The sequence below is a fragment of the Pseudomonas sp. NFACC14 genome, assembly GCF_900106885.1.
Taxonomy (GTDB): Bacteria; Pseudomonadota; Gammaproteobacteria; order Pseudomonadales; family Pseudomonadaceae; genus Aquipseudomonas; species Aquipseudomonas fluorescens_AA.
On the sequence record NZ_FNOA01000001.1, the window covers coordinates 538499 to 565167 of the forward strand.

A 26669-nucleotide genomic window follows, 5' to 3' on the forward strand; every position below is an offset into this window, starting at 1 on the left:
TTCCAATGTGGGAGCGAGCTTGCTCGCGATAGCGGTGGTTCAGCGGGCGTAGATGTTGACTGTACTGCCTTCCTACATTGCTCAGCGCTAATCAATCAGCTGGGCAGCCCTCAGCGCGCCGAGCGCCACCAACCAGCGAGGGTCCTGGCGGTAGTCCGTGGAAGCACAGGCCTGGCCGCGCATACGGGCGATCCGCGCCGAAGGCTTGACCTTCAGGCGCTGGGCGGCGCCCAAGGCCAACTCCGCGGCGGCGCGATCATTACACACTAGCCCCATGTCGCAACCCGCCGCCAACGCCGCCTCGATACGACTGGCGGCATCACCGACCACATGCGCACCGGCCATCGACAGGTCATCACTGAAGATCACGCCCTCGAATTGCAACTCGCCGCGCAGGATGTCCTGCAACCAGCGACGGGAAAACCCGGCTGGATTGGCGTCAACCTGCGGATAGATGACATGGGCCGGCATCACGGCGGCCAGTTGCTTGCTCAGCCTGGCAAACGGTACCAGGTCGTTGGCCCGAATCTGTTCGAGGCTGCGTTCATCGGTCGGAATCGCCACATGGGAATCGGCCTCGGCCCAGCCATGCCCCGGGAAGTGCTTGCCGGTGGCTGCCATGCCGGCGGCATTCATGCCACGGATGAAGGCACCGGCCAGCAACGCCGCGCGCTCGGGGTCGCCTTCGAAGGAACGACTGCCGACGACAGCGCTGCGCTGATAGTCGAGATCCAGCACCGGAGCGAAACTCAAGTCGAGACCGACCGCCAGCACTTCGGTGGCCATGATCCAGCCGCACTGCTCGGCCAGGTATTCGGCGTTCGGGTTGTCGGCTATCGCCCGCATCGCCGGCAACCGCACAAAACCCTGGCGCAGCCGCTGAACGCGGCCACCTTCCTGGTCCACCGCCAGTAAAAGGTCGGGACGGATGGCGCGGATCGACGCGCTCAGTTCACGCACTTGCCGCGGATGCTCGATATTGCGGGCAAAAATGATCAAGCCGCCTACCTCTGGCTGGCGCAACAGGTGGCGATCTTCAGCCGTCAGCCAGGTACCAGCGACGTCCACCATCAACGAGCCTTGCAGGCCAGCAGTCATAGCATTTCCTTAATAACGATGAACCCGAGCGACGACACAGGCATGAGCAAACTGCCAGGCCCAGGGCCCGGCAGATCGCGGTCATGCACTAAAGAATGGAACGGGTTCGAAACGAGAGTCGGCATGGGCGGCTAGCTTAGCGGATGTGGGCAGCCGCGCCCACCCGTGTACTCAAGCCTTGGCCAGCGCCGGCGTCGATTTGCTGCGTGGACGCAGTTGCGCGGCCGCCATGGCCTCATCGGTGACGCCACTCTCGGCACGCATGCCGGCGGCGAGGAACGGCACCATCAGGCGCATCACCTGCTCGATCGAGGTGTTCACGCCAAAATCGGTTTCAGCGATGGCCCGCAGCGCCTTGATCCCGGACATGCTGAACGCGGCGGCGCCGAGCATGAAGTGCACCCGCCAGAACAACTCGATGGGCGGAATGCGCGGTGCGGCTTCGTTGACCAACAGCATGTAGCGACGAAACACCTTGCCGTACATGTCTTCCAGATAACGCCGCAGGTGGCCCTGGCTCTGGCTGAAGGCCAGGCCCAGCAGGCGCATGAAAATGGACAGGTCGTTGCCGCTGCGCGGTTGCACGACAAGGGCTTGCTCGACCAGGATTTCCAGCAGCTCTTCCAGGGTAGGCTTGATGTCAGGCTTGGCCTGGCGCCGCTCCAGTTCACGATCGAGGCTGAGGCAGAAAGGCCCGAGGAAGCGCGAGAAGACCGCTTGGATCAAGGCCTTTTTCGAGCCGAAGTGATAGTTCACCGCCGCCAGGTTGACCCCGGCCTTGCTGGTGATCAGACGCAATGAGGTTTCGGCGAAACCTTTTTCCGCGAACAACTGCTCGGCAGCATCGAGAATGCGTTCAACGGTTTCCGACTGGGCCATGGTTACTCCGCCTGACAAACACTTGTTTGAAACATACGTTTCAGCCTAGGGGTTGTCAAGCCTGCCGGGGCGTTTTGCGAACGCCCGGTCACGTATTTAACCACACCTTTTCACAGGCGGTAGCCCCGCCCCATCCAACAACCTGACCGACCGTCCAGCGGCCGGTGGAAAAAGGAGGATTGCCAAGCGGCGTTCACTGTATATAATCCCAGTCACTGTATAAAAAGACAGAGCGATCAATATGCTAAAGCTGACGCCACGCCAAGCAGAGATTCTGGCCTTCATCAAACGCTGCCTCGAAGACAACGGCTACCCGCCGACCCGTGCGGAAATCGCCCAGGAACTGGGTTTCAAGTCGCCCAACGCCGCTGAAGAACACCTCAAGGCGCTGGCGCGCAAGGGCGCAATCGAAATGACCCCGGGCGCATCCCGTGGCATTCGTATCCCCGGCTTCGAAGCCAAGGCCGACGAAACCACCCTGCCGATCATCGGCCGGGTCGCGGCGGGTGCACCGATCCTTGCCCAGCAGCACGTCGAGGAGTCCTGCAACATCAACCCTTCGTTCTTTCATCCCCGGGCCGACTACCTGCTCCGTGTACACGGTATGAGCATGAAGGACATCGGCATCTTCGACGGTGACCTCCTGGCCGTCCACACCACCCGCGAAGCCCGCAATGGCCAGATCGTGGTGGCGCGAATCGGCGACGAGGTGACCGTCAAGCGCTTCAAGCGCGATGGCAGCAAGGTCTGGCTCATTGCCGAGAACCCGGAGTTCGCCCCCATCGAAGTGAACCTGAAAGATCAGGACCTGGTCATCGAAGGCTTGAGTGTCGGCGTCATTCGCCGCTAAAGGAGGCTTTATGCAGTTCCCTCACACACCACAACACACACAACTTCCGCTGTTCGAGGCATTCATGGCCCAACCGCTGGTTCCAGTCCTGAAAGAGGTCATCGAATCGCCCTGGGGCGTCGAACCCGAGGCCTTCAGCGAACTGTCGTTACGTGGTGCGGCCGGAAACTGCCTGAACCTGCTGGCGCCCATCTTGCGAGAACTCAGCCAGGACCAGGATGCTCGCTGGTTGACGCTGATCGCTCCACCGGCCAGCGTTACCCAAGCCTGGCTGCGGGACGCCGGCCTGAACCGTGAGCGCATCCTGTTGCTGCAACCACGTGGCACCCAAAGCGCCCAACAGTTGACTTGCGAGGCCTTGCGCCTGGGCCGTAGTCACACCGTAGTCAGCTGGCTCAACCCATTGACCACGGCCGCACGGCAACAGTTGATCAGCGCCGCCCGCACCGGGGACGCACAAAGCTTGAATATTCGATTGGGCTAAGACAAACGCGGGGCTTCTCCAAAGTAGAGAAGCCGACCAGCCACACTATTCAAAAAAGCCGACAGACGGGATCAGTGAAGAACCCGCGGCCCCTCTTCCTTGTTGAATTCGCCTTCAACCAGGCGACCTGCCATCTGGACGCCCACGCTCAGCATCGCCTTGGCGACTTCGACGTGTTGGCCCTGGAGGAATACCTTGGCATCTTCGGAGAAGTTCAAGGTAACCAGAGAACCCTCGTCCTCGGCCCTGCGCAGCTCGATGCGGCCATCAGGAAGTTCGACAATTTCTAGAAAGGACGTAGGCATAAAAGTCTGTTCTCCACCAAAGGCGAGGATTATATAGTCATCGGCCAGGCTCCGCTCGGGATCTTGACCAAGCGTTATCAACGAACGTAACGGGCCAAGGGGAAACTCAGCACTCGTTCAACCCTTCACGAAAGCGTATCGCCAGGCCCTTGAGGTTCTGGCGCCAGCTCTCCAGTTCCTCCCGGCTCAGCTCCTGCTCCGGGTCTTGCTCATCCAGATTGACCGCCACGATCAACGGTTGGGTCACGTCCCCCTTGGGCTTGCGCGGGGCCCGGGGCGGCTCGAACAGCGCCGCATGGGCCGCCAATAGCTTCGCAAGCCAGGTTTCCGGGTTATGCGCCAGTTCGACCATTTCGGCCAACTCCGGAATCGCGATGGTTTCCAGCACTTCGCGGGTCAACAGCAGCTCGGCTCGCGGGGCATTCGCTTGTGGCAGGCGATAGAAACCAGCGATTTCATGGCACAACCCCAACAACGCACCGTACAGATGAAACAGCGCGGACTCACGTCCTGCCTGGAGCAGCGCCGGGGAATTCATCGTACGCCCGTCCTCGGCCCTGGTGAGTGCTTCGAGCGACAGGCCGGCGAAATAGATTTTCTGATTGGTGCGGGTATAGAGTTCGTGGGCCATGGCGGCATCTCCCCAACGAAATGAAAGCTTCACGCAAGTGCGACAGTGTCGTGGATCAACCGAGGCCACTGCAAGCCAAAAACAAAAAGGCCGCATGAAAACCTATGGGTTGTCATGCGGCCTTTTTGTCAGGTCCATGCGGATTTAGCGATTGTAGAGGGCGGCTGCGCCACCAGCGGGAGCAAGCTCCCTCGCCACAAGAGCCTCACCCCCGCACTCCAGACAACCAATCAGCGCTTGTCTTCAACGGTCCATTTACCGCCATCGTAGTACGCCTTCCAGCCGGTCGGCTTGCCGTCGACTTCGGTCTGCACGTACTGCTCCTTGGTCTTGCGGCTGTAGCGAATGACCGCAGGGCGCCCGTCCGGATCCTTCTGCGGTGCCTCACAGAGGAAATGGTACTTCGGATCGATCTCATCCTTGTGCGGGAGGATTTCCATCACCAACGGTGCACGGGTCTCGCGGTTTTTCGGGAACTGGCTGGCTGCCAGGAACAGGCCGGAAGCGCCGTCACGCAAGATATAGGTGTCGTTGACCTTCTCGCACTTGAGCTCCGGCATTTTCACCGGGTCCATCTTCGGCGGCGCCGCGTCACCGCTCTTGAGCAGTTTGCGCGTGTTTTTGCAGGTCGGGTTGGTGCAGCCGAAGAACTTGCCGAAACGGCCGGTCTTGAGCTGCATCTCGCTGCCACACTTGTCGCACTCCAGGCTCGGGCCTTCGTAACCCTTGATGCGATAAGTGCCCTCCTCAATCTCGTAGCCGGCACAGTCCGGATTGTTACCGCAGATGTGCAGCTTGCGCTTCTCATCCAGCAGGTAGGCATCCATCGCCGTGCTGCAGATCGGGCAGCGATGCTTGCCACGCAGCACCAGGGATTCCGATTCGCCCTCGTCGTCCGCGGCGATTTCGTCGCCCGGCACCAGGTTGACCGTCGCCTTGCAGCGTTCCTTGGGCGGCAGGCTGTAACCCGAGCAGCCGAGGAAGACACCGGTCGAGGCGGTACGGATTTGCATCGGACGTCCGCAGGTCAGGCACGGGATGTCGGTCATGACCGGCTGGTTGGCCCGCATGCCGTTGTCCGGGCTCTCCGCCACTTCAAGTTTTTTCTTGAAGTCGCCGTAGAACTCGTCGAGTACGTTTTTCCAGTCCCGCTCGCCCTGGGCCACATCGTCGAGGTTCTCTTCCATGCCGGCGGTGAAGCCGTAGTCCATCAGGTTCGAGAAGCTCTCGGACAAACGCTCGGTGACGATGTCACCCATCTTTTCCGAATAGAAACGACGGTTGTGCAGCGCCACATAACCGCGGTCCTGGATGGTGGAAATGATGGCGGCGTAGGTCGAAGGACGACCGATGCCGCGCTTTTCCATTTCCTTGACCAGGCTGGCTTCGGAGTAACGGGCCGGCGGCTTGGTGAAGTGCTGGGTCGGATCGAGCTTGATCAGCTTCATCTCGTCGCCCTGGGCCATGTCCGGCAGGACGTCGTCATCCCCAGGCTTGGTGATTTGCGGCATGACGCGGGTGTAGCCGTCGAACTTCAGGATGCGGCCCTTGGCACGCAACTCGAAGTCACCGGCACCGACGCTGACGGTGGTCGACAGGTATTGCGCCGGCAGCATCTGGCAAGCCAGGAACTGGCGCCAGATCAGCTCGTAGAGACGCTCGGCATCGCGCTCCATGCCCGACAGCTTGCTTGGCTCGGTGTTGGCATCGGACGGACGAATCGCTTCGTGAGCCTCCTGCGCGCCTTCCTTGCTGCTGTAGACGTTCGGCGTGTCCGGCAGGTACTTCTTGCCGAACTCGCTTTCTATATAAGTACGCGCCATCGCCACGGCATCGGCCGACAGGTTGGTCGAGTCGGTACGCATATAGGTGATGTAGCCGGCTTCGTACAGACGCTGGGCCATCATCATGGTTTTCTTCACGCCAAAGCCCAGGCGGTTGCTCGCGGCCTGTTGCAGCGTGGAGGTGATGAACGGCGCCGACGGCTTGCTGCTGGTCGGCTTGTCTTCGCGCTTGACGATGCTGTAGCTGGAAGCCTTGAGCTTCTCCAGCGCCGCCATGGCCTGGGCTTCGTTGAGTGGCTTGAAGGCCTCGCCCTTCTCGCGAGCCACGTCGAAGCGCACGGTCGCGCCCTTGGCGGTGCCGAGGTCGGCGTGGACTTCCCAGTACTCTTCAGGGATGAACGCGCGGATCTCGCGCTCGCGCTCCACCACCAGCTTCACGGCGACCGACTGCACTCGCCCGGCCGACAGGCCGCGGGCGATCTTGGCCCACAGCAGCGGCGAGACCATGTAGCCCACCACGCGGTCGAGGAAGCGACGCGCCTGCTGGGCGTTGACCCGATCGATATCCAGCTCGCCCGGTTGGGAGAAGGCTTCCTGGATGGCCTTCTTGGTAATTTCGTTGAACACCACGCGCTTGTAGCGGCTGTCATCCCCACCGATGGCTTCGCGCAGGTGCCAGGCAATGGCTTCCCCTTCGCGGTCCAAGTCCGTCGCGAGATAGATGGTGTCGGCATCCTTGGCGAGCCGGCGCAGCTCTTCGATGACCTTTTCCTTGCCAGGGAGGATCTCGTATTTGGCTTTCCAGCCGTGTTCCGGATCGACCCCCATGCGCGAAACCAGCTGCTTGCGCGCCTTGTCCTTGGGCGACAGCGCCGGCGCTTCACCGGCGGCAGCCTTGCCGCGCTTGGCGGCTGGCTCCTTGCTGGCGCTAGCCGAACCGCTGGTGGGCAGGTCTCGGATATGGCCGATACTCGACTTCACCACGTATTGGTTGCCCAGATACTTGTTGATGGTCTTGGCCTTAGCCGGGGATTCCACAATGACCAGCGATTTGCCCATGGATCAGAAAATTCCTGAATTCTAAAAAGTGAAAGGCGGTTGGCGCCTGACGCGGCACCGCTATATATAGTGGCTGCAAGGTGAGGTCAAGCGCAGGGTTGCCCGCATACCGGCCTCAAGGCTTGGAAAAAATGCTCTCCTCGGCCTGCACCAAAGCAAAGCGTGGCACCTGTTCGCCGTCAACCTCGACGGACTCCTGGAACATGCTCAAGGGACGTACCCAAAAGCCGTAATCGCCATACAGGGCTTGATAGAACACCACTTCTTCTTCGGTCTCGGAATGCCGCGCGATGCTGAATACGCGGTACTGCGGACCTTTGTAATGCTGGTAGAGCCCAGGTTGTATCGGCATGTCTTGGCCCTCACTCAAATCTTTTCAAAATAAAAACAAAATTTTTCTACTAAACCCGGAAAAAACAAAAACCGGGGCACTTGGCCCCGGCTTCCATCGACGCAACGCTTAGACGCGTTCGAAGACAGTGGCGATGCCCTGGCCGAGGCCAATGCACATGGTGGACACACCGAAGGTGCCGCCATTCTGCTTCATGACGTTGAGCAGCGTGCCGGAGATACGCGCACCGGAGCAACCGAACGGGTGACCCAGGGCGATCGCGCCGCCGTGCAGGTTAACCTTCTCGTTCATCTTGTCGAGCACTTTCAAATCTTTCAGCACGGGCAGGGCCTGTGCGGCGAAAGCTTCGTTGAGCTCGAAGAAGTCGATATCGGCAATACCCAGGCCTGCGCGCTTCAAGGCTTTCTGCGTGGCCGGCACTGGACCATAGCCCATGATCGCCGGGTCCACACCCGCCACTGCCATCGAACGAATCACCGCCATCGGCTGGATCCCCAGGTCCTGGGCACGCTGGGCCGACATCACGATCATGCACGAGGCACCGTCGGTGATCTGCGATGAAGTACCGGCTGTCACGGTGCCGCCCTTCGGATTGAAGGCCGGCTTGAGGGTCGCCAGGCTTTCCAGGGTAGTTTCCGGACGAATGGTTTCGTCGTAGTCGAACAGCTTCAGGAAGCCGTTCTCGTCGTAGCCCTGCATCGGGATGATCTCATCCTTGAACTTGCCTTCCACGGTCGCCTTGTGGGCGAGCTGGTGGGAGCGCACGCCGAAGGCGTCCTGCTGTTCGCGGGTGATGCCGTGCATTTTGCCCAGCATTTCCGCAGTCAGGCCCATCATGCCCGAGGCTTTTGCCGCGTACAGCGACATGTGCGGGTTCGGATCGACACCGTGCATCATGCTCACGTGGCCCATGTGCTCGACACCACCGACGACGAACACATCGCCGTTGCCGGTCATGATCGCCTGGGCGGCGGTGTGCAGTGCGCTCATGGACGAACCGCACAGGCGGCTGACAGTCTGGCCCGCCGCGGTGTGAGGAATCTGGGTCATCAGCGAGGCCATGCGGGCGATGTTCCAGCCCTGCTCCAGGGTCTGGTTCACACAGCCCCAGATCACGTCTTCGACTTCGTTGGGGTCGACCTTGACGTTGCGCTCCAGCAGCTTGCTGATCAGGTGCGCCGACATGTCTTCGGCGCGGGTGTTGCGGTGCATGCCGCCCTTGGAGCGGCCCATCGGCGTACGACCGAAGTCGACAATCACGACGTCTCTAGGATTCAAGCTCATAAAATGTTCTCTCGCTCTAGTCGTTGGGCGCTTAACCGAAGAAACGCTGGCCGTTCTTGGCCATCTCACGCAGCTTCGCGGTCGGGTGGTACAGCGCGCCCAGATCAGCGTACTGGTCAGCCAGGGCAACGAACTCGGCCACACCGATCGAATCGATGTAACGCAGCGCACCGCCACGGAATGGAGGGAAACCGATACCGTAGACCAGGCCCATGTCGGCTTCGGCGGCGGTTTCGACAATGCCGTCTTCCAGGCAGCGCACGGTTTCGAGGCACAGCGGGATCATCATCCAGTTGATGATGTCCTCGTCGGTGACTTCGCGCTGCTCGTAGACGATCGGCTTGAGCACTTCCAGCACCGACGAGTCGGCGACTTTCTTCTGCTTGCCGCGCTTGTCGGTCTCGTAGGCGTAGAAGCCCTTGCCGTTCTTCTGGCCCAGGCGCTTGGCTTCGTAGAGCACGTCGACGGCCGAACGACGGTCATCCTTCATGCGGTCCGGGAAGCCTTCAGCCATGACGTCGCGACCGTGGTGGCCGGTGTCGATGCCGACCACGTCCATCAGGTACGCCGGCCCCATCGGCCAGCCGAATTTTTCCATGATCTTGTCGATGCGCACGAAGTCCACACCGGCGCTGACCAGCTTGGCGAAGCCGCCGAAGTACGGAAACAGCACGCGGTTGACCAAAAAGCCCGGGCAGTCGTTGACGACGATCGGGTTCTTGCCCATTTTCTTGGCGTAGGCCACGGTGGTGGCTACGGCCAGTTCGCTGGACTTCTCGCCACGGATCACTTCCACCAGCGGCATCATGTGCACCGGGTTGAAGAAGTGCATGCCGACGAAGTTTTCCGGACGCTTGAGGGCCTTGGCCAGCAGCGAAATGGAGATGGTCGAGGTGTTCGAGGCGAGGATGGTGTCCTCTTTGACTTTGTCTTCGACTTCAGCCAGTACCGCCTGCTTGACCTTCGGGTTCTCGACAACCGCTTCGACCACCAGGTCGACATGGCCGAAATCGCCATAGGACAGGGTCGGACGAATGCCGTTGAGCACTTCGGCCATCTTCGCGGCGGTCATCCGGCCCTTGTCGACGCGGCCGACCAGCAGCTTGGCGGCTTCGGCCAGGCCCTGCTCGATCCCGTGTTCGTTGATGTCCTTCATCAGGATCGGCGTGCCTTTGGACGCCGACTGATAGGCGATGCCGCCGCCCATGATACCGGCGCCGAGCACGGCGGCCTGCTTCACGTCACGGGCGATTTCGTCGTAGGCCTTGGCCTTTTTCTTCAGTTCCTGGTCATTGAGGAACAGACCGATCAGGCTTTGTGCGGCCGAGGTCTTGGCCAGCTTGACGAAGCCGGCGGCCTCGACTTCCAGGGCTTTGTCGCGACCGAAATTCGCGGCTTTCTGGATGGTCTTGATCGCTTCGACCGGCGCCGGGTAATTCGGGCCTGCCTGACCGGCCACGAAACCCTTGGCGGTTTCGAAGGCCATCATTTGTTCGATGGCGTTGAGCTTGAGCTTCTCCAGCTTAGGCTGGCGCTTGGCTTTGTAGTCGAACTCGCCGCTGATGGCACGCTTGATGGTTTCAAGGGCCGCTTCCTGGAGCTTGCCAGGTTCGACCACGGCATCCACGGCACCGACTTTCAGCGCGTCCTCGGCACGGTTTTCCTTGCCGGCGGCAATCCATTCGATAGCGTTGTCGGCGCCGATCAGGCGCGGCAGGCGCACGGTGCCGCCAAAGCCCGGGTAGATGCCCAGCTTGACTTCCGGCAGGCCGATCTTGGCCGTGGTGGCCATGACGCGGTAATCCGCCGCCAGGCACATTTCCAGGCCGCCACCCAAGGCGATACCGTTGATGGCCGCGACGGTCGGTACGTTGAGGTCTTCGAAATCGCTGAAAATACGGTTGGCTTCGAGGTTGCCAGCGATCAGTTCGGCATCGGGCAGCTTGAAGTTGTCGACGAATTCGGTGATGTCGGCACCAACGATGAACACGTCCTTGCCGCTGCTGACGATCACACCCTTGATCGAAGCATCTGCCTTGATAGTGTCTACGGCCTGACGCAATTCATTCAGGGTTAGACGGTTGAACTTGTTGACGGACTCACCCTTGAGGTCGAATTTCAGTTCGACGATGCCACTTTCAAGAGCCTTAACCGTGATGGCTTTACCTTCGTAAATCATCAACTGATCTCCACGATATGGAAGCTGAACAGTACACGTTGGACGCTGACCGCTGGTTCGACACTGACGTTACCGTCGATGCTACGCCAATCCGCCAGGCACACCCGTCAACGCGATAGTCGGGGTCTGTAGGAGCCGTCTGAAAATACAAACGCTCAATTCATACGCCCGTTTGATTTGGGTACGTCACCTTCACGGAATTTCCGACAATTGTCAATCGCCCTAAACATAGGCGTGAACGCGACTTTACGGTCATTTCCGTACCCTACGGATCCACAACACGGCGCCGCATGAGCAGCCATTCATAGAATCAATAATTAGAAAAATCGCCCTAATTCCAGACAAATCGGATCCAGCCGACTACGCTGTCGGGATGCGATTGAATGCTGCGGAAATGAAGGGCGCTGCGAACGCACGCCCTGACACGAGATGGATTACCGGCCTGCCTGGCCAACCCGCCCGATGAAACTGTCGGGCTTTTTTATGTCCGTAGGAGCTGCCGAAGGCTGCGATCTTTTGATCTTTCACTCAAGATTCAATTGAGCCTGGAAAGATCGCAGCCTCGCTGCGCTCGACAGCTCCTACGGCGGATCAGGCCAACGCCTTTAGGACTTCGGCAATATCCTGCAAAACAGTGGCTTCGCCTTTCTCGCCCCAATACAAGGCGATCATTTGCCGGTCGGCTTCAATTTTGTAGACGTTGGCCGGCAATTTTTCGAAATGATTGAGCAGGGACTCATCCAGGCAGACTTCCCGCCACTGATTGGCCCAGACGCCCGGCGCAGTTTGCCAGTAGCTCCAGCAGGCCGGCTGGCTGCCGCGGCGAGGCCGATAGTACTGGGCACAGGGGTTTGGCGGCTGTTGGCCGAGCCAGTGCGGCCACTCCTGTGGCGCCAGTTGCATGGCCAGGCCCAGGCGTCGCGCTTCCATGCGCAGGGCCATGCGACCGTTCTGTAAACGGGACGGACGCAACCATGCCAGCGGACTTAACACCACCAACAGGATTGACAGCACTATCCAGACCGTCATATTCGTACTCCCCGATTCTGATGAGCCCATTGACCCAGGTCGCGTCAATGCGCTTGAAACCAGCCATACTTACCGTATCGCAATTCTCTGGAGTGCCTTCCATGTACTACAACCACGTTCTGGTCGCCGTTGACCTCACTGAAGAATGCGATCCGGTCGTCAAGCGCGCCCTCGCCCTCTGCGAAGGCCGAGACACCCAGCTGTCACTGGTGCATATCGTCGAACCGATGGCCATGGCCTTCGGCGGCGACGTGCCGATGGACCTTTCCCAGTTGCAGCAGCAGCAATTCGACCAGGCCAAGGAACGCCTTGACCGACTGATCGTGAAATACCCGGCCCTGAAGAAGGAATTCAGTCACCTGACCTACGGCCAGCCGCGCCAGGAGATCCATCACCTGGCCAAGGAACAGGGTTGCGACCTGATTGTCGTCGGCAGCCATGGTCGTCACGGCTTGGCGCTGCTGCTGGGCTCGACCGCCAACGATGTGCTACATGGCGCGCCTTGCGATGTGCTGGCGGTGCATCTGGTCAAGCGCACATAAACCTAAACCTGTGGGAGCGAGCTTGCTCGCGATAGCGGTGTGACAGTCAGCATCAATGCTGCCGATCTACCGCTATCGCGAGCAAGCTCGCTCCCACAGGGTGGGATTTCCATCTCAATGGCTCAAGCGTCCAGCTCGGCCCAGCGCTCGACCAATGCATCCAGCTCGGCCTGCAGTTGCTCCAGGTGCGCAATCACCTTGGCGGTTTCGGCAGCAGGACGCTGGTAGAACCCGGCCTCGGCCATTTCAGCTTCTACCGCTGCGATCTGCTGCTCCTTCGCGTCGATATCACCCGGCAAGGCTTCCAGCTCGCGCTGCAGCTTGTAGCTGAGCTTTTTCTTCGCTGGGGCCGGGGCTGCCGCGGCAACCGGCGCAGGCTCGGCCTTGACCACGGCCGAGTTCAGGTCGGCCTTGCCGGACTTGCTCTCGGTGACCCCCAGCAGACGCGGCGAGCCGCCCTGGCGCAGCCAGTCCTGATAGCCACCGACGTATTCGCGAACCAGGCCTTCGCCTTCGAACACCAGGGTACTGGTGACCACGTTATCGAGGAATGCCCGGTCGTGACTGACCATCAGAACGGTGCCGTTGAAGGTCAGCAACACCTCTTCCAGCAATTCCAGGGTTTCCACGTCCAGGTCGTTGGTGGGCTCGTCGAGCACCAGCAGGTTCGCCGGCTTGCTGAACAACTTGGCCAGCAACAGACGGGCACGCTCACCACCCGACAACGCCTTGACCGGCGTACGGGCACGCTGGGGGCTGAACAGGAAATCGCCGAGGTAGCTCAGCACATGGCGGCTCTGGCCATCGATGTCGATGAAATCGCGGCCTTCGGCCACGTTGTCGATCACGGTCTTTTCCAGGTCCAGTTGATGACGTAACTGGTCGAAGTAGGCGACGTCGATCTTCGTGCCCTCTTCCACCTTGCCGCTGGTGGGCACCAGGCCGCCGAGCATCAGCTTGAGCAGGGTGGTCTTGCCAGTGCCGTTGGCGCCCAGCAGGCCGATTCGATCGCCACGCTGCAGCACCATGGAAAAGTCCTTGATCAGGAACGGACCGCCAGGGTGCGCGAAACTCACGTTCTCAAGAACCATCACCTGCTTGCCGGACTTGTCAGCGGTGTCCAACTGAATGTTGGCCTTGCCGGTGCGCTCGCGACGCTCGCTGCGCTCCACGCGCAACGCCTTGAGTGCGCGCACACGGCCTTCGTTGCGGGTGCGACGCGCCTTGATGCCCTGGCGAATCCAGACTTCTTCCTGGGCCAGCTTCTTATCGAACAGCGCGTTAGCGGTTTCTTCCGCTGCCAGCGCCGCTTCCTTGTGCACCAGGAAGCTGGCGTAGTCGCCGTTCCAGTCGATCAGGCCGCCACGGTCCAATTCAAGGATGCGCGTCGCCAGGTTCTGCAGGAAGGAACGGTCGTGGGTGATGAACAGCACCGCCCCCTGGAAGTCTTTCAGGGCTTCTTCAAGCCAGGCGATGGCGCCGATGTCCAAGTGGTTGGTCGGTTCGTCGAGCAGCAGCAGGTCCGGCTCGGAGACCAGGGCCTGGGCCAGCAGGACGCGGCGACGCCAACCGCCGGACAACTCGGCGAGGGTCTTGTCGGCCGGCAATTGCAGGCGGCTCAGGGTGCTGTCGACCAATTGCTGCAACCGCCAGCCATCACGGGCTTCGAGGTCGTGCTGCACGTGCATCAACTTGTCCAGGTCGGCATCGGTGACGATGTTCTGGCTCAGGTGGTGATACTCGGCCAGCAGCGCGCCGACACCGTCCAGGCCTTCGGCGACCACATCGAATACGGTCCGCTCGTCGGCCACCGGCAGTTCCTGGGGCAATTCTCCGATTTTCAGGCCTGGCGCACGCCAGACCGAGCCGTCGTCGGGCTTTTGATCGCCCTTGACCAGCTTCATCATGCTGGACTTGCCAGTGCCGTTTCGGCCGATGATGCACACCCGCTCACCACGGGCGATCTGCCAGGACACCTTGTCCAACAACGGCATAGCGCCGAACGCAAGGGACACATCGCTGAATTTGAGCAGGGTCATGAGCTTCTCCAAAAACCGGGCGCGCATTCTACCTGAGATGAGGCCTCAAGGGTCCGCCAATTTCGCCACTGAAGCACTCTGCATGACAAATGTTGCGAACTTGCACCGACGGCCCCGCAAAGCTTTCGCCGGCTGCTGGCAAAAGGCTAAGCTACAGACAGTTACCCCTGGGTTAACCCTTGGGCTTGTCATGTTTTTTCTGCCCGGACGTCTCATGCGCAGTCGCCTTTTCAGTGTTTTATCGTGTCTTTTTGTATGTGCCACTGCCGTTCAATCCGCTCAGGCGGTGGATATCTCCACTCAGCGCCAATACTACGACGAAGCCAAGCGTGCCTTGGCCAAGGGTGATTCCGGCCCTTACTTTCGCTACAGCCAGGCCCTGCGCGATTACCCGCTGGAGCCGTACCTGGCCTACGACGAATTGACCGCTCGCCTCAAGAGCGCCAGCAACGCCGAAATCGAGAAATTCCTCGCCGAGCACGGTGACCTGCCCCAGGCCAACTGGATGAAGCTGCGCTGGCTGCGTTGGCTGACCGAGCGCGGCGACTGGGAGACCTTCGTCAAGTATTACGACCCCAAGCTCAATTTCACCGAGCTGGATTGCCTCAACGCTCAATACCAACTCAACCATGGCCTGAAGGCCGAGGGCTATGCCAACACCGAAAAGCTGTGGCTCACCGGCAAGTCCCAGCCCCAGGCGTGCGATGCGTTGTTCGGCCTGTGGGCCTCCCAGGGCCAGTTGACCGAGCAGAAGCGCTGGGAGCGCGCCAAGCTGGCCGCCCAGGCGCGCAACTACCCGTTGGCCAACAGCCTGGTCAGCGGCCTGACCACCCTCGCTCCCCGTGGCAGCTTGCTGGTGGACGTGGCGCAAAAGCCAGAGTTGCTCAACCAGCCCTCGCGCTTCGTTCCAGCCGATGAGCCGATGTCCGATATCGTCAGCCTCGGCTTGCGTCGCCTGGCCCGCCAGGACCCGGAAAAAGCCATGGCGCTGCTGGATGGCTACGCCAGCACCATGCATTTTTCCCGGGATGAAAAAGTCGCGATCGCCCGAGAGATCGGCCTGACCCTGGCCAAGCGCTTCGACAGCCGCGCCCTGGACGTGATGACGAAATACGACCCGGAGTTGCGCGACGACACGGTTTCGGAATGGCGCTTGCGCCTGCTGTTGCGCCTCGCTCGCTGGGACGATGCCTATCAGTTGACCCGCCGTCTGCCCGAGTCGCTGGCCAGCACCAACCGCTGGCGGTACTGGCAAGCCCGCACGCTGGAACTGGCGCAGCCGCAGAACCCGGAAGCCCTGACGCTCTACAAGCACCTGGCCCGTGAGCGGGACTTCTATGGCTTCCTGGCCGCCGACCGATCCCAGTCGCCCTATTCGCTCGTCAACAAGCCACTGGTGATGAGCCAGGCGCTGATCAACAAGGTGCGCAATACGCCTGGCGTGCGCCGGGCGCTGGAATTTCATGCCCGTGGGGACATTGTCGACGGACGCCGCGAGTGGTATCACGTCAGCCGTCATTTCAACCGGGACGAAATGGTCGCCCAGGCGAAACTGGCTTACGACCTGAAATGGTATTTCCCGGCCATCCGCACCATCAGCCAGGCCAAGTACTGGGACGACCTGGACATCCGTTTCCCGATGGCCCACCGCGAGACCCTGGTGCGCGAAGCCAAGATCCGCGGCTTGCATCCAAGTTGGGCGTTCGCCATTACCCGCCAGGAAAGTGCGTTCATGGATGATGCCCGCTCCAGCGTCGGCGCCGCCGGCCTGATGCAACTGATGCCTGGCACCGCCAAGGAAACCGCGCGCAAGTTCAGCATTCCCCTGGCCTCGCCACAGCAAGTGCTGAACCCGGACAAGAACATCCAGTTAGGCGCGGCCTACCTGAGCCAGGTCCATAGCCAGTTCAACGGCAACCGCGTCCTGGCCTCGGCGGCCTACAACGCCGGCCCCGGTCGCGTGCGCCAGTGGCTGCGTGGGGCCGATCACTTGAGCTTCGACGTCTGGGTCGAGAGCATCCCGTTCGACGAAACCCGCCAATACGTGCAGAACGTGTTGTCTTATTCGGTGATCTACGGGCAGAAGCTCAACTCGCCGCAACCGCTGGTGGACTGGCATGAGCGGTATTTCGATGATCAGTGATTAACACTCCCACAAAGCCCTCTTCTTGTGGGAGCGAGCTTGCTCGCGATGGCGCCGGCACCTGCAACATGAATGCAAGCTGACTCGCCGCTATCGCGAGCAAGCTCGCTCCCACAGGGCCTGCATCAAACACTACATCCCCTGTGGACGCGATATCAGTCGGTTGCCGCCTCCGCCCCCACATTGAACTGCAACGCCGCCAATCGCGCATACAGCGCATTGCTGGCGACAAGCTCCTGGTGCGTGCCCACGGCAACCACCTTGCCCTGGTCCATCACCGCGATCCGATCGGCGTTTTTCACGGTGGCCAGGCGATGGGCGATCACCAACGTCGTGCGGTTTTTCATCAGGCTGGGCAAGGCTTGCTGGATCAAGTGTTCGCTTTGCGCATCGAGGGCGCTGGTGGCTTCGTCCAGCAGCAGGATCGGGGCATCCACGAGCAACGCTCGGGCGATGGCCAGGCGTTGGCGCTGGCCGCCGGATAACCCGAGGCCGCCATCGCCCAGGTGAGTCTGGTAGCCGTCGGGCATTTTTTCGATGAAGTCGTGGGCGTGGGCGATCTGCGCGGCCTCGCGCACCTGCTCCGACGTCGCCTCCGGGTTGCCATAGCGGATATTCTCTTCAACTGTGCCGAAAAACAGCGCCGGGCTTTGTGAAACCAGGGCGAAATGCCGGCGCAGGTCCAGCGGATCGAGTTGAGTCAACGGCACATCGTCGATCAGGATCTGCCCTTGCACGGGATCATAGAAACGCAGCAGCAAATCGTAGACCGTCGACTTGCCCGCGCCGGAAGGCCCGACCAGGGCCAGGGTCTCACCGGCCTTGATACTCAGGTCGAGGCCGTCGACCGCATAACTGTCCGGCCGGGATGGATAGGAAAAACGCACGCCTTCGAGACGCAAATCGCCGCGAACTCGCGCCGGCAAGGTCACGAGGCCCGAAGCCGGCGGCTGGATGATGTTTTCCGAACGCAGCAGCTCGGCAATGCGCTCTGCCGCACCGGCCGCCCGCTGCAGCTCGCCAATCACTTCGCTCAGGGTCCCGAAGGCACTGCCGACGATCAGGCTGTAGAACACGAACGCCGCCAGCTCGCCACCGGAAATCCGCCCGGCGATCACATCCATGCCACCGACCCAGAGCATCACCCCCACCGCCCCCAGCACCAGCACGATCACCAGGGTGATCAACCAGGCCCGCTGGACAATGCGCTTGCGAGCGGTGTCGAAGGCCTGCTCCACCGTCACGGAAAAACGTTGTTCGTCCTGGACCTGATGGTTGTAGGCCTGCACGGTCTTGATCTGGCCGAGGGTTTCGGAGACATAGCTGCCGACGTCGGCAACGCGGTCCTGGCTCTGGCGCGACAAGCTGCGCACTCGACGCCCGAAGAGCAGGATCGGCACCAAGACCAGCGGCAGGGCAATCACCACGATACTGGTCAGCTTGGGATTGGTGATGAACAGCAGCACGATACCGCCCACCACCATCAAGACATTGCGCAAAAACAACGACAGCGACGAACCGATCACCGATTGCAGCAAGGTCGTATCAGTGGTCAACCGTGACTGGATTTCCGAACTGCGGTTGTTTTCGTAGAAACCCGGGTGCAAGTACACCAGATGGTTGAACACCTGCCGCCGGATATCCGCCACCACCCGCTCACCGATCCAGGACACCAGGTAAAAACGCGAAAACGTACCGATCGCCAACCCCACCACCAACACCATGAACAAGCCGATGGATTGGTTGAGCAGGTGCGGCGAGCGGGTCATGAAGCCCTGGTCCACCAGCAAGCGGATGCCTTGGCCCATGGACAAGGTGATGCCGGCGGTGACAATCAAAGCCAGCAAAGCGCCGACGACCTGTTTGCGATAAGGGGCGATGAAGCCGCTGGCCAGGCGTATGGCACGGCGATGTCGGGAAGAAAGCATCAAAGGCGTCCGATAATGCAGCGGGAAAAAGGCCAGCTCGCGACGCCGAAACGTAGCGGAACCAAGTTGAATCGCAATGAGTCAGGTTAAATATGACCACTACGGCTAGCGGCTAGATGTTATCGGTCTAAAGTCTGGGTGGAAACGCAACTGTGTTTCTGATTGAGTGGAGGCGTCGCCATGAACCTACACGGAGTGTCATGGCTCGGTCACCTGGCGACATTAATATAGGCACACAACCTGATGAGGAGACAGGCCATGTCCTTGCAACACAGCAGCGACGACAAGATTCAAGTAATCCGCACGCAACCGGACCAGTCTCTGGGCTGCTCGTTCATCGATGCCCAAGGGCGCGAAGTACCGATCACCGAAGACATGATCCAGAAAGCCTGCAGCGAGCTGGAAAAACGACTGGTCAAGCCTGCCGAACAAAAGTGATACAGCCCGTCTTCAATTGGACCCGACCTTGATGTCGGGTTTTTTATGCCTGCCAGACGCAAACCTGTGGCGAGGGAGCTTGCTCCCGCTGGGTTGCGCTGTAGGAGCTGTCGAGCGAAGCGAGGCTGCGATCTTTCCCCTGACACTTGAGTCTCAAGCGAAAGATCAAAAGATCGCAGGCTTCGCCAGCTCCTACAGAAGCCGAGCGGGAGCAAGCTCCCTCGCCACAACAGCCGTGGCTAAACCAGCGCGGCACCCAGCGCCGTCACGATCTGTTGCAAAGCCGTCGGCGACCCTTCGATGCGAACCTTCAAGCTGTCGATCTCCCGGCGTGGCGGATAATGCTTGCGCAAGGCATCGAACGCGCGGCGTTGCTCATCGACGGTGCCCACCAGGCTGCGGCGAAAATCCGCGTCGTCGCGACGGGGGTCGTACACACTCCGGCACAGCGCCGCCAAGGCCCAGGCCGGGTCGGTTTCGGCATCCAGGGTGATGCCACCCAGCCAGGGCCGGGGCAACAGGTCGCTGAGGCTGACTTCAACCGGTCGTTCCAGGAACGCGCACAAGGCCTGGTAGATCTGGGCCGTGCCACGCTGGCGACCATCGAGGCTGTAACCGGCAATGTGCGGGGTGGCGATCACGCACAAATCGGCCAGGTCCACATCCACGGTGGGCTCCTGCTCCCAGACATCCAGCACCGCTTGCAGGTCTTCGCGCTCCAGCAACACCTCGCGCAGCGCGGCGTTATCGATCACCGGCCCTCGAGCCGCATTGATCAGCCAGGTCCCGGGCTTGAGTTGGTTCAGACGCGCCTCGTCGAACAGGTGCCAGGTCGGTTGCTCGCCGTCGCGGGTCAACGGGGTGTGCAGGCTGATCACATCGCACTGCTCGATGATCTGCTCCAGGCTCACATAGTCGCCGCCCTCGGCGGCCTGACGCGGTGGATCGCAGACTTTCACGCCCCAGCCCAGCCCCTTGAGCACCTCAATCAACCGCCCGCCCACCTGGCCCGCGCCGACCACGCCGAAGGTCCGCTGTTCCAGCGGCGTACCTTCGATTTCTGCCAGAGTCATCAAGCTGCCCAGCACGTAGTCCACCACGCCACGGGCATTGCAGCCGGGTGCGCTGGCCCAGCGGATCCCCGCCTCGGCAAGATAATCCAGGTCCAGGTGGTCGGTGCCGATGGTGCAAGTGCCGACGAAGCGTACCTTGCTGCCTTCCAGCAGGGCCCGATTGACCTGGCTGACCGAACGCACCAGCAATACATCGGCGTGCTCGACCATCGTCCGGTCGATCCCCCGGCCCGGTACCCGGCGGATTTCGCCGAATCCTTGGAAAAACGCATCGAGCAGGGGGATGTTTTCGTCGGCGACGATCAGCATGGCAGAGCTCCTTTGGCGGGATGGGCAGTGTAGGCGTTCCAGCAGGCCGACGCATTACCAGGAGCGAATGATGTTGTGGCGAGAGGATTTATCCCCGCTCGACTGCAAAGCAGTCGCAATGCGAGGGGTGCTACGCACCCAACGGGGATAAATCCCCTCGCCACAAAAACTCACGCGCTAAGTGCACGCTTACAAATCCACAACACAGGTTTTTTCCTGACCACCGCGTCAAAGCGTAGAATTCGCCGCCTCGCGCTTAACCCTTTCGGACGCTTGCCCTGTGAATCCTGTCATCGACACCCCCGCTCCCCTCTCCCGCCCGGCCCGGGTACGCCTGGAATTCAAGACGTTGCTGGCCCTTGCGCTGCCGATCATGGTGGCGCAACTGGCGACCACCGCCATGGGCTTCGTCGATGCGGTGATGGCCGGTCGGGTCGGTCCACGAGACCTGGCGGCCGTGGCCCTGGGCAACTCGATCTGGGTGCCGGTGTTCCTGTTGATGACTGGCACCCTGCTGGCGACCACCCCGAAAGTGGCCCAGCGCTTCGGTGCCGGCACGTTCGACGAGATCGGGCCGCTGGTACGCCAGGCGCTGTGGCTGGCCCTGGTGGTAGGGTTGATCGCCACGCTGGCGCTGTTCAGCGCCGAGCCGATCCTGCACATCATGAAAGTCGATCCCGAATTGATCGGCCCGTGCATGGAGTACCTGCGGGGCATCGGCACGGGCCTGCCGGCCGTGGCGCTGTATCACGTACTGCGCTGCTTCAGCGACGGCCTGGGACGCACGCGACCGGCGATGGTGCTGGGGCTGTGCGGGCTGGCGCTGAACATTCCGCTCAATTACATCTTCATCTATGGGCACCTGGGCGTGCCCGCCATGGGCGGCGTCGGTTGCGGCTGGGCCACGGCCATCGTGATGTGGGTCATGGCCCTGGGCATGGCCGGTTGGGCACGGTGGGCACCGGCCTATCAGTCGAGCCGGTTGTTCAGCCGTTTCGACTGGCCGCAATGGGCGGTCATCAAGCGCCTGCTGGGCATCGGCTTGCCGATTGGCATCGCGGTGTTCGCCGAGTCGAGTATTTTCGCGGTGATCGCCCTGCTGATCGGCAGCCTCGGCGCCACCGTGGTGGCTGGGCACCAGATCGCACTGAACTTCAGCTCCCTGGTGTTCATGATCCCCTACTCCCTGGGCATGGCCGTCACCGTGCGGGTCGGCCAGGCCCTGGGGCGGCGGCAGCCTCGCGAAGCGCGCTTCGCCGCCGGGGTGGGCATGGGCACGGCCCTGGCCTACGCTTGCCTGTCGGCGAGCCTGATGTTCGCCCTGCGCGGGCCTATCGCGGCGATCTATACCGCCGATCCGGTGGTGATCGAGGTGGCGTCGATGCTGATCGTCTACGCGGCGCTGTTTCAGTTTTCCGATGCGATCCAGGTCACGGCGGCAGGCGCATTGCGCGGCTATCAGGACACCCGGGTGACGATGATCCTGACCCTGTTCGCCTATTGGGGCATCGGCCTACCGGTGGGTTACGCCCTGGGCCTGACCGACTGGCTCGGCGCGGCCAGCGGCCCGAGCGGATTGTGGCAAGGACTGATCGTGGGCTTGAGCTGCGCGGCACTGATGCTGTCGATCCGTCTGGCACGTAGCGCGCGCAAGCAGATTCGCCTCAGCCACTCGACGGGTTAAGCGAGTTTCTTGCGGATCCAGTAGAGGTAGGTACCGGCCTCTTCCTGCTGGGCCACCAGTTCGTGGTCCAGGAACACGCAGAACTTGGGGATGTCGCGGCGGGTCGAGGGGTCGGTGGCGATGACTTTCAGCAGGCCACCGGGGGCCAGGTCGCGAATGTGCTGGTGCAGCATCATCACCGGTTCCGGGCAATTGAGGCCGGTGGCATCCAGCGTGCCATCGACCGGCGTGTCGTTCATTTCACTCATGTTCTACTCCTGAAACTGGCCGGCATTGTCGCGCAATGTCAGCGCTCGGTCACCCCTGGCTTCACACTGCTCCCTGTGGCAGCGAGCTTGCTCGCGATAGCGGTGGGTCAGCTTGCATCCATGTTGAATGTAGCGACGTCATCGCGAGCAAGCTCGCTCCCACAGGGAACTCCATCAATTCCGAGGGCTAGCGGGACTTCGGCTTTTTCGTGTCCAACCGCCGCAGATGACACGTCACTTCCTCACGGTCGTGGTACAGCTGCTTGCAACCGATCTCGACCTTGATGCCCCGGGCCTTGAAACCTTCGGCGATGCGTTCGAGCAGGCGCTTCACCTCGGCATAACGCTGTTTCATCGGCAGCTTGAGGTTGACCACGGCCTCGCGGCAATGGCCCTCGCCAATCCACTCCTCCAGCATCGCCGCGTTGCGCGCGGGCTTTTCGACGATGTCGCAGACCATCCAGTCCACCGGCTGCTTGGGCTTGAACGTGAAACCGTCCGCCATCAGGTGCTGCACCAGGCCGGTGTCCATCAGGCTTTCGGCCATCGGGCCGTTGTCGATGGCCGTCACCAGCATCCCACGGTTGACCAGTTGCCAGGTCCAGCCGCCTGGCGCGGCACCGAGGTCCACGCCGGTCATGTCACTGTGCAGGCGCTCGTCCCATTGGTCCCGAGGGATGAAATGGTGCCAGGCCTCTTCGAGCTTGAGTGTGGAGCGACTCGGCGCTTCCCGGGGGAACTTCAGGCGCGGGATGCCCATGGGCCACATCGCCGAATTATCCGCGTCCGCCAGGCCCAGGAACACTTCGCGACCACTCTTGAACGTCAGCAGCAGGCGCGGCTTGTGCGGGTCGTCCACCAGCTTGCCGGCCCCGCTCAGCGCTTTGCGCAACGGGCCTTCGAATTTCTTGCAGAAGTTCGACAGCTCCTTGCCATCATTAGTGTCGACCACCTCCAGCCACAGGCTGCCGCAGGTCGGGAACGCCGACATGTGGGCCAGGATCACGCTGATACGGTCGGTTTCCGGCAATTCAATGAACGTGCCCCGTGCCCACTGGCGCGGAAAAATCAGCTCGGCAAAACGCTGCCCGCGCATCAGCCGCTCGGCACCGTCCTCTTCGGTACAGACAAATTCGGCACAGGCACTGGCCGGTTTGGCCTTGGCGTAGCCGGCCACGTTGAGCCGGGCCGCGTGTTCGGCGATCTCGGAACAGACCTCGCCTTCGAAGCCTGGCCGGCAGTGCATAAAAAGCGTGTTCATTGAAACTCCGTAGCAAAGCCTGTCACGAAAACCGCCGCATGATAGCGGAGTTCGGAACCGCGAACCTTGCTATAGAGTCCAGTTATTAGTCATACGCTCAAAACAGGGCTAGGTTAAAGGCTCTGTCCGTCCCCCCTCCGTCCGTAGCCGTGCGGACTCAAAGGAGTGATTTCAATGCCGTCCCTCGATAGCCTGAAAACCCTTAAAACACTGCAAGTCGACGCCAGGACCTACCACTACTTCAGCCTGCCGGATGCCGCCCGAAGCCTGGGTGACCTGGACAAGCTGCCCATGTCCTTGAAGGTGCTGCTGGAAAACCTGTTGCGCTGGGAAGATGAAAAAACCGTCACCGGCGCCGACCTCAAGGCCCTGGCCGGGTGGCTCAAGGAGCGCCGCTCCGACCGCGAGATTCAATACCGCCCGGCACGGGTGCTGATGCAGGATTTCACCGGCGTCCCCGCCGTGGTCGATCTGGCCGCCATGCGCGCCGCCGTGGAAAAGGCCGGCGGCGATCCCCAGCGGATCAACCCGTTGTCACCGGTGGACCTGGTGATCGACCACTCGGTGATGGTGGACAAGTTCGCCAGCAGCCAGGCGTTCGAGCAGAACGTCGACATCGAAATGCAGCGCAACGGCGAACGCTACGCCTTCCTGCGCTGGGGCCAGAGCGCCTTCGACAACTTCAGCGTGGTGCCACCGGGCACCGGCATCTGCCACCAGGTCAATCTGGAATACCTGGGCCGCACCGTGTGGACCAAAGAAGAAGACGGCCGCACCTACGCCTTCCCCGATACCCTGGTGGGCACCGACTCCCACACCACCATGATCAACGGCCTCGGCGTACTGGGCTGGGGCGTCGGCGGGATCGAGGCGGAAGCGGCCATGCTCGGCCAACCGGTGTCGATGCTGATTCCCGAGGTCATCGGTTTCAAACTCATCGGCAAGCTGCGCGAAGGCATCACCGCCACCGACCTGGTGCTGACCGTCACGCAGATGCTGCGCAAGAAAGGCGTGGTGGGCAAATTCGTCGAGTTCTATGGCGACGGCCTGGCCGACCTGCCCCTGGCCGACCGCGCCACCATCGCCAACATGGCCCCGGAATACGGCGCCACCTGCGGTTTCTTCCCGGTGGACGAGGTGACCCTGGACTACTTGCGCCTGTCCGGGCGTCCGGCCGAAACCGTGAAACTGGTGGAGGCCTATTGCAAGGCCCAGGGCCTGTGGCGCCTGCCCGGCCAGGAGCCAGTGTTCACCGACACCCTGGAGCTGGACATGGGCAGCGTCGAGGCCAGTCTCGCCGGGCCCAAGCGCCCTCAGGACCGGGTTTCGCTGCCGAATGTCGGCCAGGCTTTCAGCGACTTCCTGGGGTTGCAGGTCAAACCCACCAGCAAAGAAGAAGGCCGCCTGGAAAGTGAAGGCGGCGGTGGCGTCGCGGTGGGCAATGCCGACCAGGTGGGCGAAGCCGAGTACGAATTCGAAGGCCATACCCATCGCCTGAAAAACGGCGCGGTGGTGATCGCCGCCATCACCTCGTGCACCAACACCTCCAACCCCAGCGTCATGATGGCCGCCGGGCTGCTGGCGAAAAAAGCCGTGGAAAAAGGTCTGGTCCGCAAGCCTTGGGTCAAGAGTTCCCTGGCCCCGGGGTCCAAGGTGGTCACCGACTACTACAAGGCCGCCGGCCTGACCGAGTACCTGGATAAACTCGGCTTCGACTTGGTGGGCTATGGTTGCACGACCTGTATCGGCAACTCCGGGCCGTTGCCCGAACCCATCGAAAAAGCCATCCAGAAAGCCGACCTGACCGTGGCCTCGGTGTTGTCGGGCAACCGCAACTTCGAAGGCCGGGTGCATCCACTGGTGAAAACCAACTGGCTGGCCTCGCCGCCGCTGGTGGTCGCCTATGCCCTGGCCGGCACGGTGCGCATCGACATCAGCAGCGAGCCGCTGGGCAACGACCGGGACGGCAAGCCGGTGTACCTGCGGGACATCTGGCCCAGCAGCCAGGAAGTGGCCGCCGCCGTGGCCCAGGTCAACACCAGCATGTTCCACAAGGAATACGCCGCCGTGTTTGCCGGTGACGAGCAATGGCAGGCCATCGAAGTGCCGCAAGCGGCGACTTACGTCTGGCAGGATGACTCGACCTACATCCAGCACCCACCGTTCTTCGACGACATCGGCGGGCCGCCGCCGGCCGTCAGGAACGTCGAGGGCGCCCGGGTCCTGGCCCTGCTGGGAGACTCGGTGACCACCGACCACATATCCCCGGCCGGCAACATCAAGGCCGACAGCCCGGCCGGTCGCTACCTGCGCGAACAGGGCGTGGAGCCACGGGATTTCAACTCCTACGGCTCCCGACGCGGCAACCATCAAGTCATGATGCGCGGCACCTTCGCCAATATCCGCATCCGCAACGAAATGCTCGACGGCGAAGAAGGCGGCAACACGATCTACATCCCCAGTGGCGAACGAATGCCGATCTACGACGCCGCCATGCTCTACCAGGCTACGGGCACGCCCCTGGTGGTGATCGCCGGCCAGGAATATGGCACTGGCTCGAGCCGGGACTGGGCGGCCAAGGGCACCAACCTGCTGGGGGTCAAGGCAGTGATCGCCGAAAGCTTCGAGCGCATCCATCGCTCCAACCTGGTGGGGATGGGCGTGCTGCCGTTGCAGTTCAAGCTCGACCAGAACCGCAAGAGCCTGAACCTCACGGGCAAGGAAACCCTGGACATCCTGGGGCTCAATGACGTCGAACTGACGCCGCGCATGAACCTGCCCCTGGTCATCACCCGGGAGGATGGCAGCCAAGAGCGAATCGAAGTGTTGTGTCGGATCGATACCTTGAATGAAGTGGAGTATTTCAAGGCGGGCGGGATCCTGCACTATGTGTTGCGGCAATTGATTGCAAGTTAAGCACGCCCCCTGTGGGAGCCGAGCTTGCTCGCGATAGCGGTGGGTCAGCCTGCATCTGGGCTGAATGTTCCGCCGTCATCGCGAGCAAGCTCGCTCCTACAGTAGATTCTGTCTGTTCACAGACGCAGCGTTCGACTCCGATCCCCTGTGGGAG

General features: G+C 61.5%; 21 protein-coding genes. 7 read left to right on the plus strand and 14 right to left on the minus strand.

All coding sequences use genetic code 11. The features are described 5' to 3' along the window. Positions 1–87 precede the first annotated feature (87 nt). Together nagZ and BLU85_RS02610 are read right to left on the minus strand one after the other, a co-directional pair. On the minus strand, positions 88–1086 hold the full coding sequence (nagZ, locus tag BLU85_RS02605) for a beta-N-acetylhexosaminidase (RefSeq protein ID WP_170847544.1): 999 nt from the start codon (positions 1084–1086) through the stop codon (positions 88–90). 183 nt (positions 1087–1269) lie between these two features. Beyond that, on the minus strand, positions 1270–1977 hold the full coding sequence (locus BLU85_RS02610) for a TetR/AcrR family transcriptional regulator (protein WP_092197349.1): 708 nt from the start codon (positions 1975–1977) through the stop codon (positions 1270–1272). Positions 1978–2218: 241 nt separating this feature from the next. Here BLU85_RS02610 and lexA point away from each other — a divergent pair, with 241 nt between their 5' ends. Together lexA and sulA are read left to right on the plus strand one after the other, a co-directional pair. Beyond that, positions 2219–2827 carry a transcriptional repressor LexA gene (gene lexA / locus BLU85_RS02615; RefSeq protein WP_003199651.1) on the plus strand — a complete coding sequence of 203 codons (609 nt, stop codon included), beginning with the start codon at positions 2219–2221 and terminating at the stop codon, positions 2825–2827. Positions 2828–2837: 10 nt separating this feature from the next. Continuing rightward, complete coding sequence (gene sulA / locus BLU85_RS02620) at positions 2838–3311, plus strand: SOS-induced cell division inhibitor SulA (RefSeq protein ID WP_060738408.1); 474 nt, start codon at positions 2838–2840, stop codon at positions 3309–3311. Between the two features lie 71 nt (positions 3312–3382). On the opposite strand, the gene BLU85_RS02625 is transcribed toward sulA, so the two are convergent. The 7 genes from BLU85_RS02625 to BLU85_RS02655 all read right to left on the minus strand — a co-directional run bounded on the left by BLU85_RS02625 (position 3383) and on the right by BLU85_RS02655 (position 11934). Then, positions 3383–3616, minus strand: coding sequence for a hypothetical protein (locus BLU85_RS02625; protein WP_003183419.1), 234 nt, complete (start codon positions 3614–3616; stop codon positions 3383–3385). Positions 3617–3722: 106 nt separating this feature from the next. Further along, positions 3723–4247 (minus strand): DUF6586 family protein, encoded by a 525-nt coding sequence (locus BLU85_RS02630; protein ID WP_092197351.1) that lies wholly within the window; start codon positions 4245–4247, stop codon positions 3723–3725. Positions 4248–4477: 230 nt separating this feature from the next. Continuing rightward, entirely contained in the window at positions 4478–7090 is a 2613-nt protein-coding gene (topA, locus tag BLU85_RS02635; RefSeq protein ID WP_092197353.1) for a type I DNA topoisomerase, read from the minus strand. Between the two features lie 115 nt (positions 7091–7205). Then, positions 7206–7442 carry a DUF1653 domain-containing protein gene (locus BLU85_RS02640; protein WP_025212748.1) on the minus strand — a complete coding sequence of 79 codons (237 nt, stop codon included), beginning with the start codon at positions 7440–7442 and terminating at the stop codon, positions 7206–7208. Between the two features lie 108 nt (positions 7443–7550). Beyond that, positions 7551–8726 (minus strand): acetyl-CoA C-acyltransferase FadA, encoded by a 1176-nt coding sequence (gene fadA, locus BLU85_RS02645; protein WP_092197355.1) that lies wholly within the window; start codon positions 8724–8726, stop codon positions 7551–7553. 31 nt (positions 8727–8757) lie between these two features. Continuing rightward, positions 8758–10905, minus strand: coding sequence for a fatty acid oxidation complex subunit alpha FadB (gene fadB, locus BLU85_RS02650; RefSeq protein WP_092197357.1), 2148 nt, complete (start codon positions 10903–10905; stop codon positions 8758–8760). Positions 10906–11496: 591 nt separating this feature from the next. Next, entirely contained in the window at positions 11497–11934 is a 438-nt protein-coding gene (locus tag BLU85_RS02655; protein WP_092197359.1) for a hypothetical protein, read from the minus strand. Between the two features lie 101 nt (positions 11935–12035). Between BLU85_RS02655 and BLU85_RS02660 the strand changes: the two genes are divergently transcribed. Further along, positions 12036–12476, plus strand: coding sequence for a universal stress protein (locus tag BLU85_RS02660; protein ID WP_060738415.1), 441 nt, complete (start codon positions 12036–12038; stop codon positions 12474–12476). Between the two features lie 122 nt (positions 12477–12598). On the opposite strand, the gene BLU85_RS02665 is transcribed toward BLU85_RS02660, so the two are convergent. Further along, positions 12599–14515: an ATP-binding cassette domain-containing protein gene (locus tag BLU85_RS02665; RefSeq protein ID WP_092197785.1), complete on the minus strand. Its 1917-nt coding sequence runs from the start codon at positions 14513–14515 to the stop codon at positions 12599–12601. Between the two features lie 214 nt (positions 14516–14729). Between BLU85_RS02665 and BLU85_RS02670 the strand changes: the two genes are divergently transcribed. Continuing rightward, positions 14730–16658, plus strand: a complete 1929-nt coding sequence (locus BLU85_RS02670; protein WP_092197361.1) for a transglycosylase SLT domain-containing protein — start codon at positions 14730–14732, stop codon at positions 16656–16658. Positions 16659–16813: 155 nt separating this feature from the next. On the opposite strand, the gene BLU85_RS02675 is transcribed toward BLU85_RS02670, so the two are convergent. Continuing rightward, a complete protein-coding gene (locus tag BLU85_RS02675) occupies positions 16814–18586 on the minus strand; it encodes an ABC transporter transmembrane domain-containing protein (RefSeq protein ID WP_092197363.1) in 1773 nt (590 codons plus the stop codon). 258 nt (positions 18587–18844) lie between these two features. On the opposite strand from BLU85_RS02675, the gene BLU85_RS02680 reads away from it, so the two are divergent. Then, positions 18845–19024, plus strand: coding sequence for a PA1571 family protein (locus BLU85_RS02680; RefSeq protein ID WP_003199629.1), 180 nt, complete (start codon positions 18845–18847; stop codon positions 19022–19024). Positions 19025–19263: 239 nt separating this feature from the next. Here the strand turns inward: BLU85_RS02680 and pdxB are convergent, their stop codons facing one another. Beyond that, positions 19264–20406, minus strand: a complete 1143-nt coding sequence (gene pdxB, locus BLU85_RS02685; RefSeq protein ID WP_092197365.1) for a 4-phosphoerythronate dehydrogenase PdxB — start codon at positions 20404–20406, stop codon at positions 19264–19266. A 280-nt stretch (positions 20407–20686) separates the two neighbouring features. On the opposite strand from pdxB, the gene BLU85_RS02690 reads away from it, so the two are divergent. Then, positions 20687–22090, plus strand: coding sequence for an MATE family efflux transporter (locus tag BLU85_RS02690; protein WP_092197367.1), 1404 nt, complete (start codon positions 20687–20689; stop codon positions 22088–22090). Here BLU85_RS02690 and tusA read toward each other — a convergent pair. Both tusA and rlmM read right to left on the minus strand, forming a co-directional pair. Continuing rightward, positions 22087–22338, minus strand: coding sequence for a sulfurtransferase TusA (tusA, locus tag BLU85_RS02695; protein ID WP_003183455.1), 252 nt, complete (start codon positions 22336–22338; stop codon positions 22087–22089). The genes BLU85_RS02690 and tusA overlap by 4 nt on opposite strands. A 187-nt stretch (positions 22339–22525) precedes the next feature. Beyond that, positions 22526–23599 carry a 23S rRNA (cytidine(2498)-2'-O)-methyltransferase RlmM gene (rlmM, locus tag BLU85_RS02700; RefSeq protein ID WP_092197369.1) on the minus strand — a complete coding sequence of 358 codons (1074 nt, stop codon included), beginning with the start codon at positions 23597–23599 and terminating at the stop codon, positions 22526–22528. A gap of 174 nt (positions 23600–23773) precedes the next feature. On the opposite strand from rlmM, the gene acnA reads away from it, so the two are divergent. After that, complete coding sequence (acnA, locus tag BLU85_RS02705) at positions 23774–26515, plus strand: aconitate hydratase AcnA (RefSeq protein ID WP_092197371.1); 2742 nt, start codon at positions 23774–23776, stop codon at positions 26513–26515. Positions 26516–26669: the final 154 nt, after the last annotated feature.

Bases quoted from the DNA above. Each gene is read 5' to 3' on its own strand.
- BLU85_RS02640 (WP_025212748.1), bottom strand. From the start codon at position 7,442: ATGCCGATACAACCTGGGCTCTACCAGCATTACAAAGGTCCGCAGTAC.
- fadA (WP_092197355.1), bottom strand. From the start codon at position 8,726: ATGAGCTTGAATCCTAGAGACGTCGTGATTGTCGACTTCGGTCGTACG.
- acnA (WP_092197371.1), top strand. From the start codon at position 23,774: ATGCCGTCCCTCGATAGCCTGAAAACCCTTAAAACACTGCAAGTCGAC.
- pdxB (WP_092197365.1), bottom strand. From the start codon at position 20,406: ATGCTGATCGTCGCCGACGAAAACATCCCCCTGCTCGATGCGTTTTTC.
- sulA (WP_060738408.1), top strand. From the start codon at position 2,838: ATGCAGTTCCCTCACACACCACAACACACACAACTTCCGCTGTTCGAG.
- tusA (WP_003183455.1), bottom strand. From the start codon at position 22,338: ATGAGTGAAATGAACGACACGCCGGTCGATGGCACGCTGGATGCCACC.
- BLU85_RS02665 (WP_092197785.1), bottom strand. From the start codon at position 14,515: ATGACCCTGCTCAAATTCAGCGATGTGTCCCTTGCGTTCGGCGCTATG.
- BLU85_RS02675 (WP_092197363.1), bottom strand. From the start codon at position 18,586: ATGCTTTCTTCCCGACATCGCCGTGCCATACGCCTGGCCAGCGGCTTC.
- BLU85_RS02625 (WP_003183419.1), bottom strand. From the start codon at position 3,616: ATGCCTACGTCCTTTCTAGAAATTGTCGAACTTCCTGATGGCCGCATC.
- BLU85_RS02630 (WP_092197351.1), bottom strand. From the start codon at position 4,247: ATGGCCCACGAACTCTATACCCGCACCAATCAGAAAATCTATTTCGCC.
- BLU85_RS02680 (WP_003199629.1), top strand. From the start codon at position 18,845: ATGTCCTTGCAACACAGCAGCGACGACAAGATTCAAGTAATCCGCACG.
- BLU85_RS02610 (WP_092197349.1), bottom strand. From the start codon at position 1,977: ATGGCCCAGTCGGAAACCGTTGAACGCATTCTCGATGCTGCCGAGCAG.
- fadB (WP_092197357.1), bottom strand. From the start codon at position 10,905: ATGATTTACGAAGGTAAAGCCATCACGGTTAAGGCTCTTGAAAGTGGC.
- BLU85_RS02660 (WP_060738415.1), top strand. From the start codon at position 12,036: ATGTACTACAACCACGTTCTGGTCGCCGTTGACCTCACTGAAGAATGC.
- BLU85_RS02655 (WP_092197359.1), bottom strand. From the start codon at position 11,934: ATGACGGTCTGGATAGTGCTGTCAATCCTGTTGGTGGTGTTAAGTCCG.
- rlmM (WP_092197369.1), bottom strand. From the start codon at position 23,599: ATGAACACGCTTTTTATGCACTGCCGGCCAGGCTTCGAAGGCGAGGTC.
- lexA (WP_003199651.1), top strand. From the start codon at position 2,219: ATGCTAAAGCTGACGCCACGCCAAGCAGAGATTCTGGCCTTCATCAAA.
- topA (WP_092197353.1), bottom strand. From the start codon at position 7,090: ATGGGCAAATCGCTGGTCATTGTGGAATCCCCGGCTAAGGCCAAGACC.
- BLU85_RS02670 (WP_092197361.1), top strand. From the start codon at position 14,730: ATGCGCAGTCGCCTTTTCAGTGTTTTATCGTGTCTTTTTGTATGTGCC.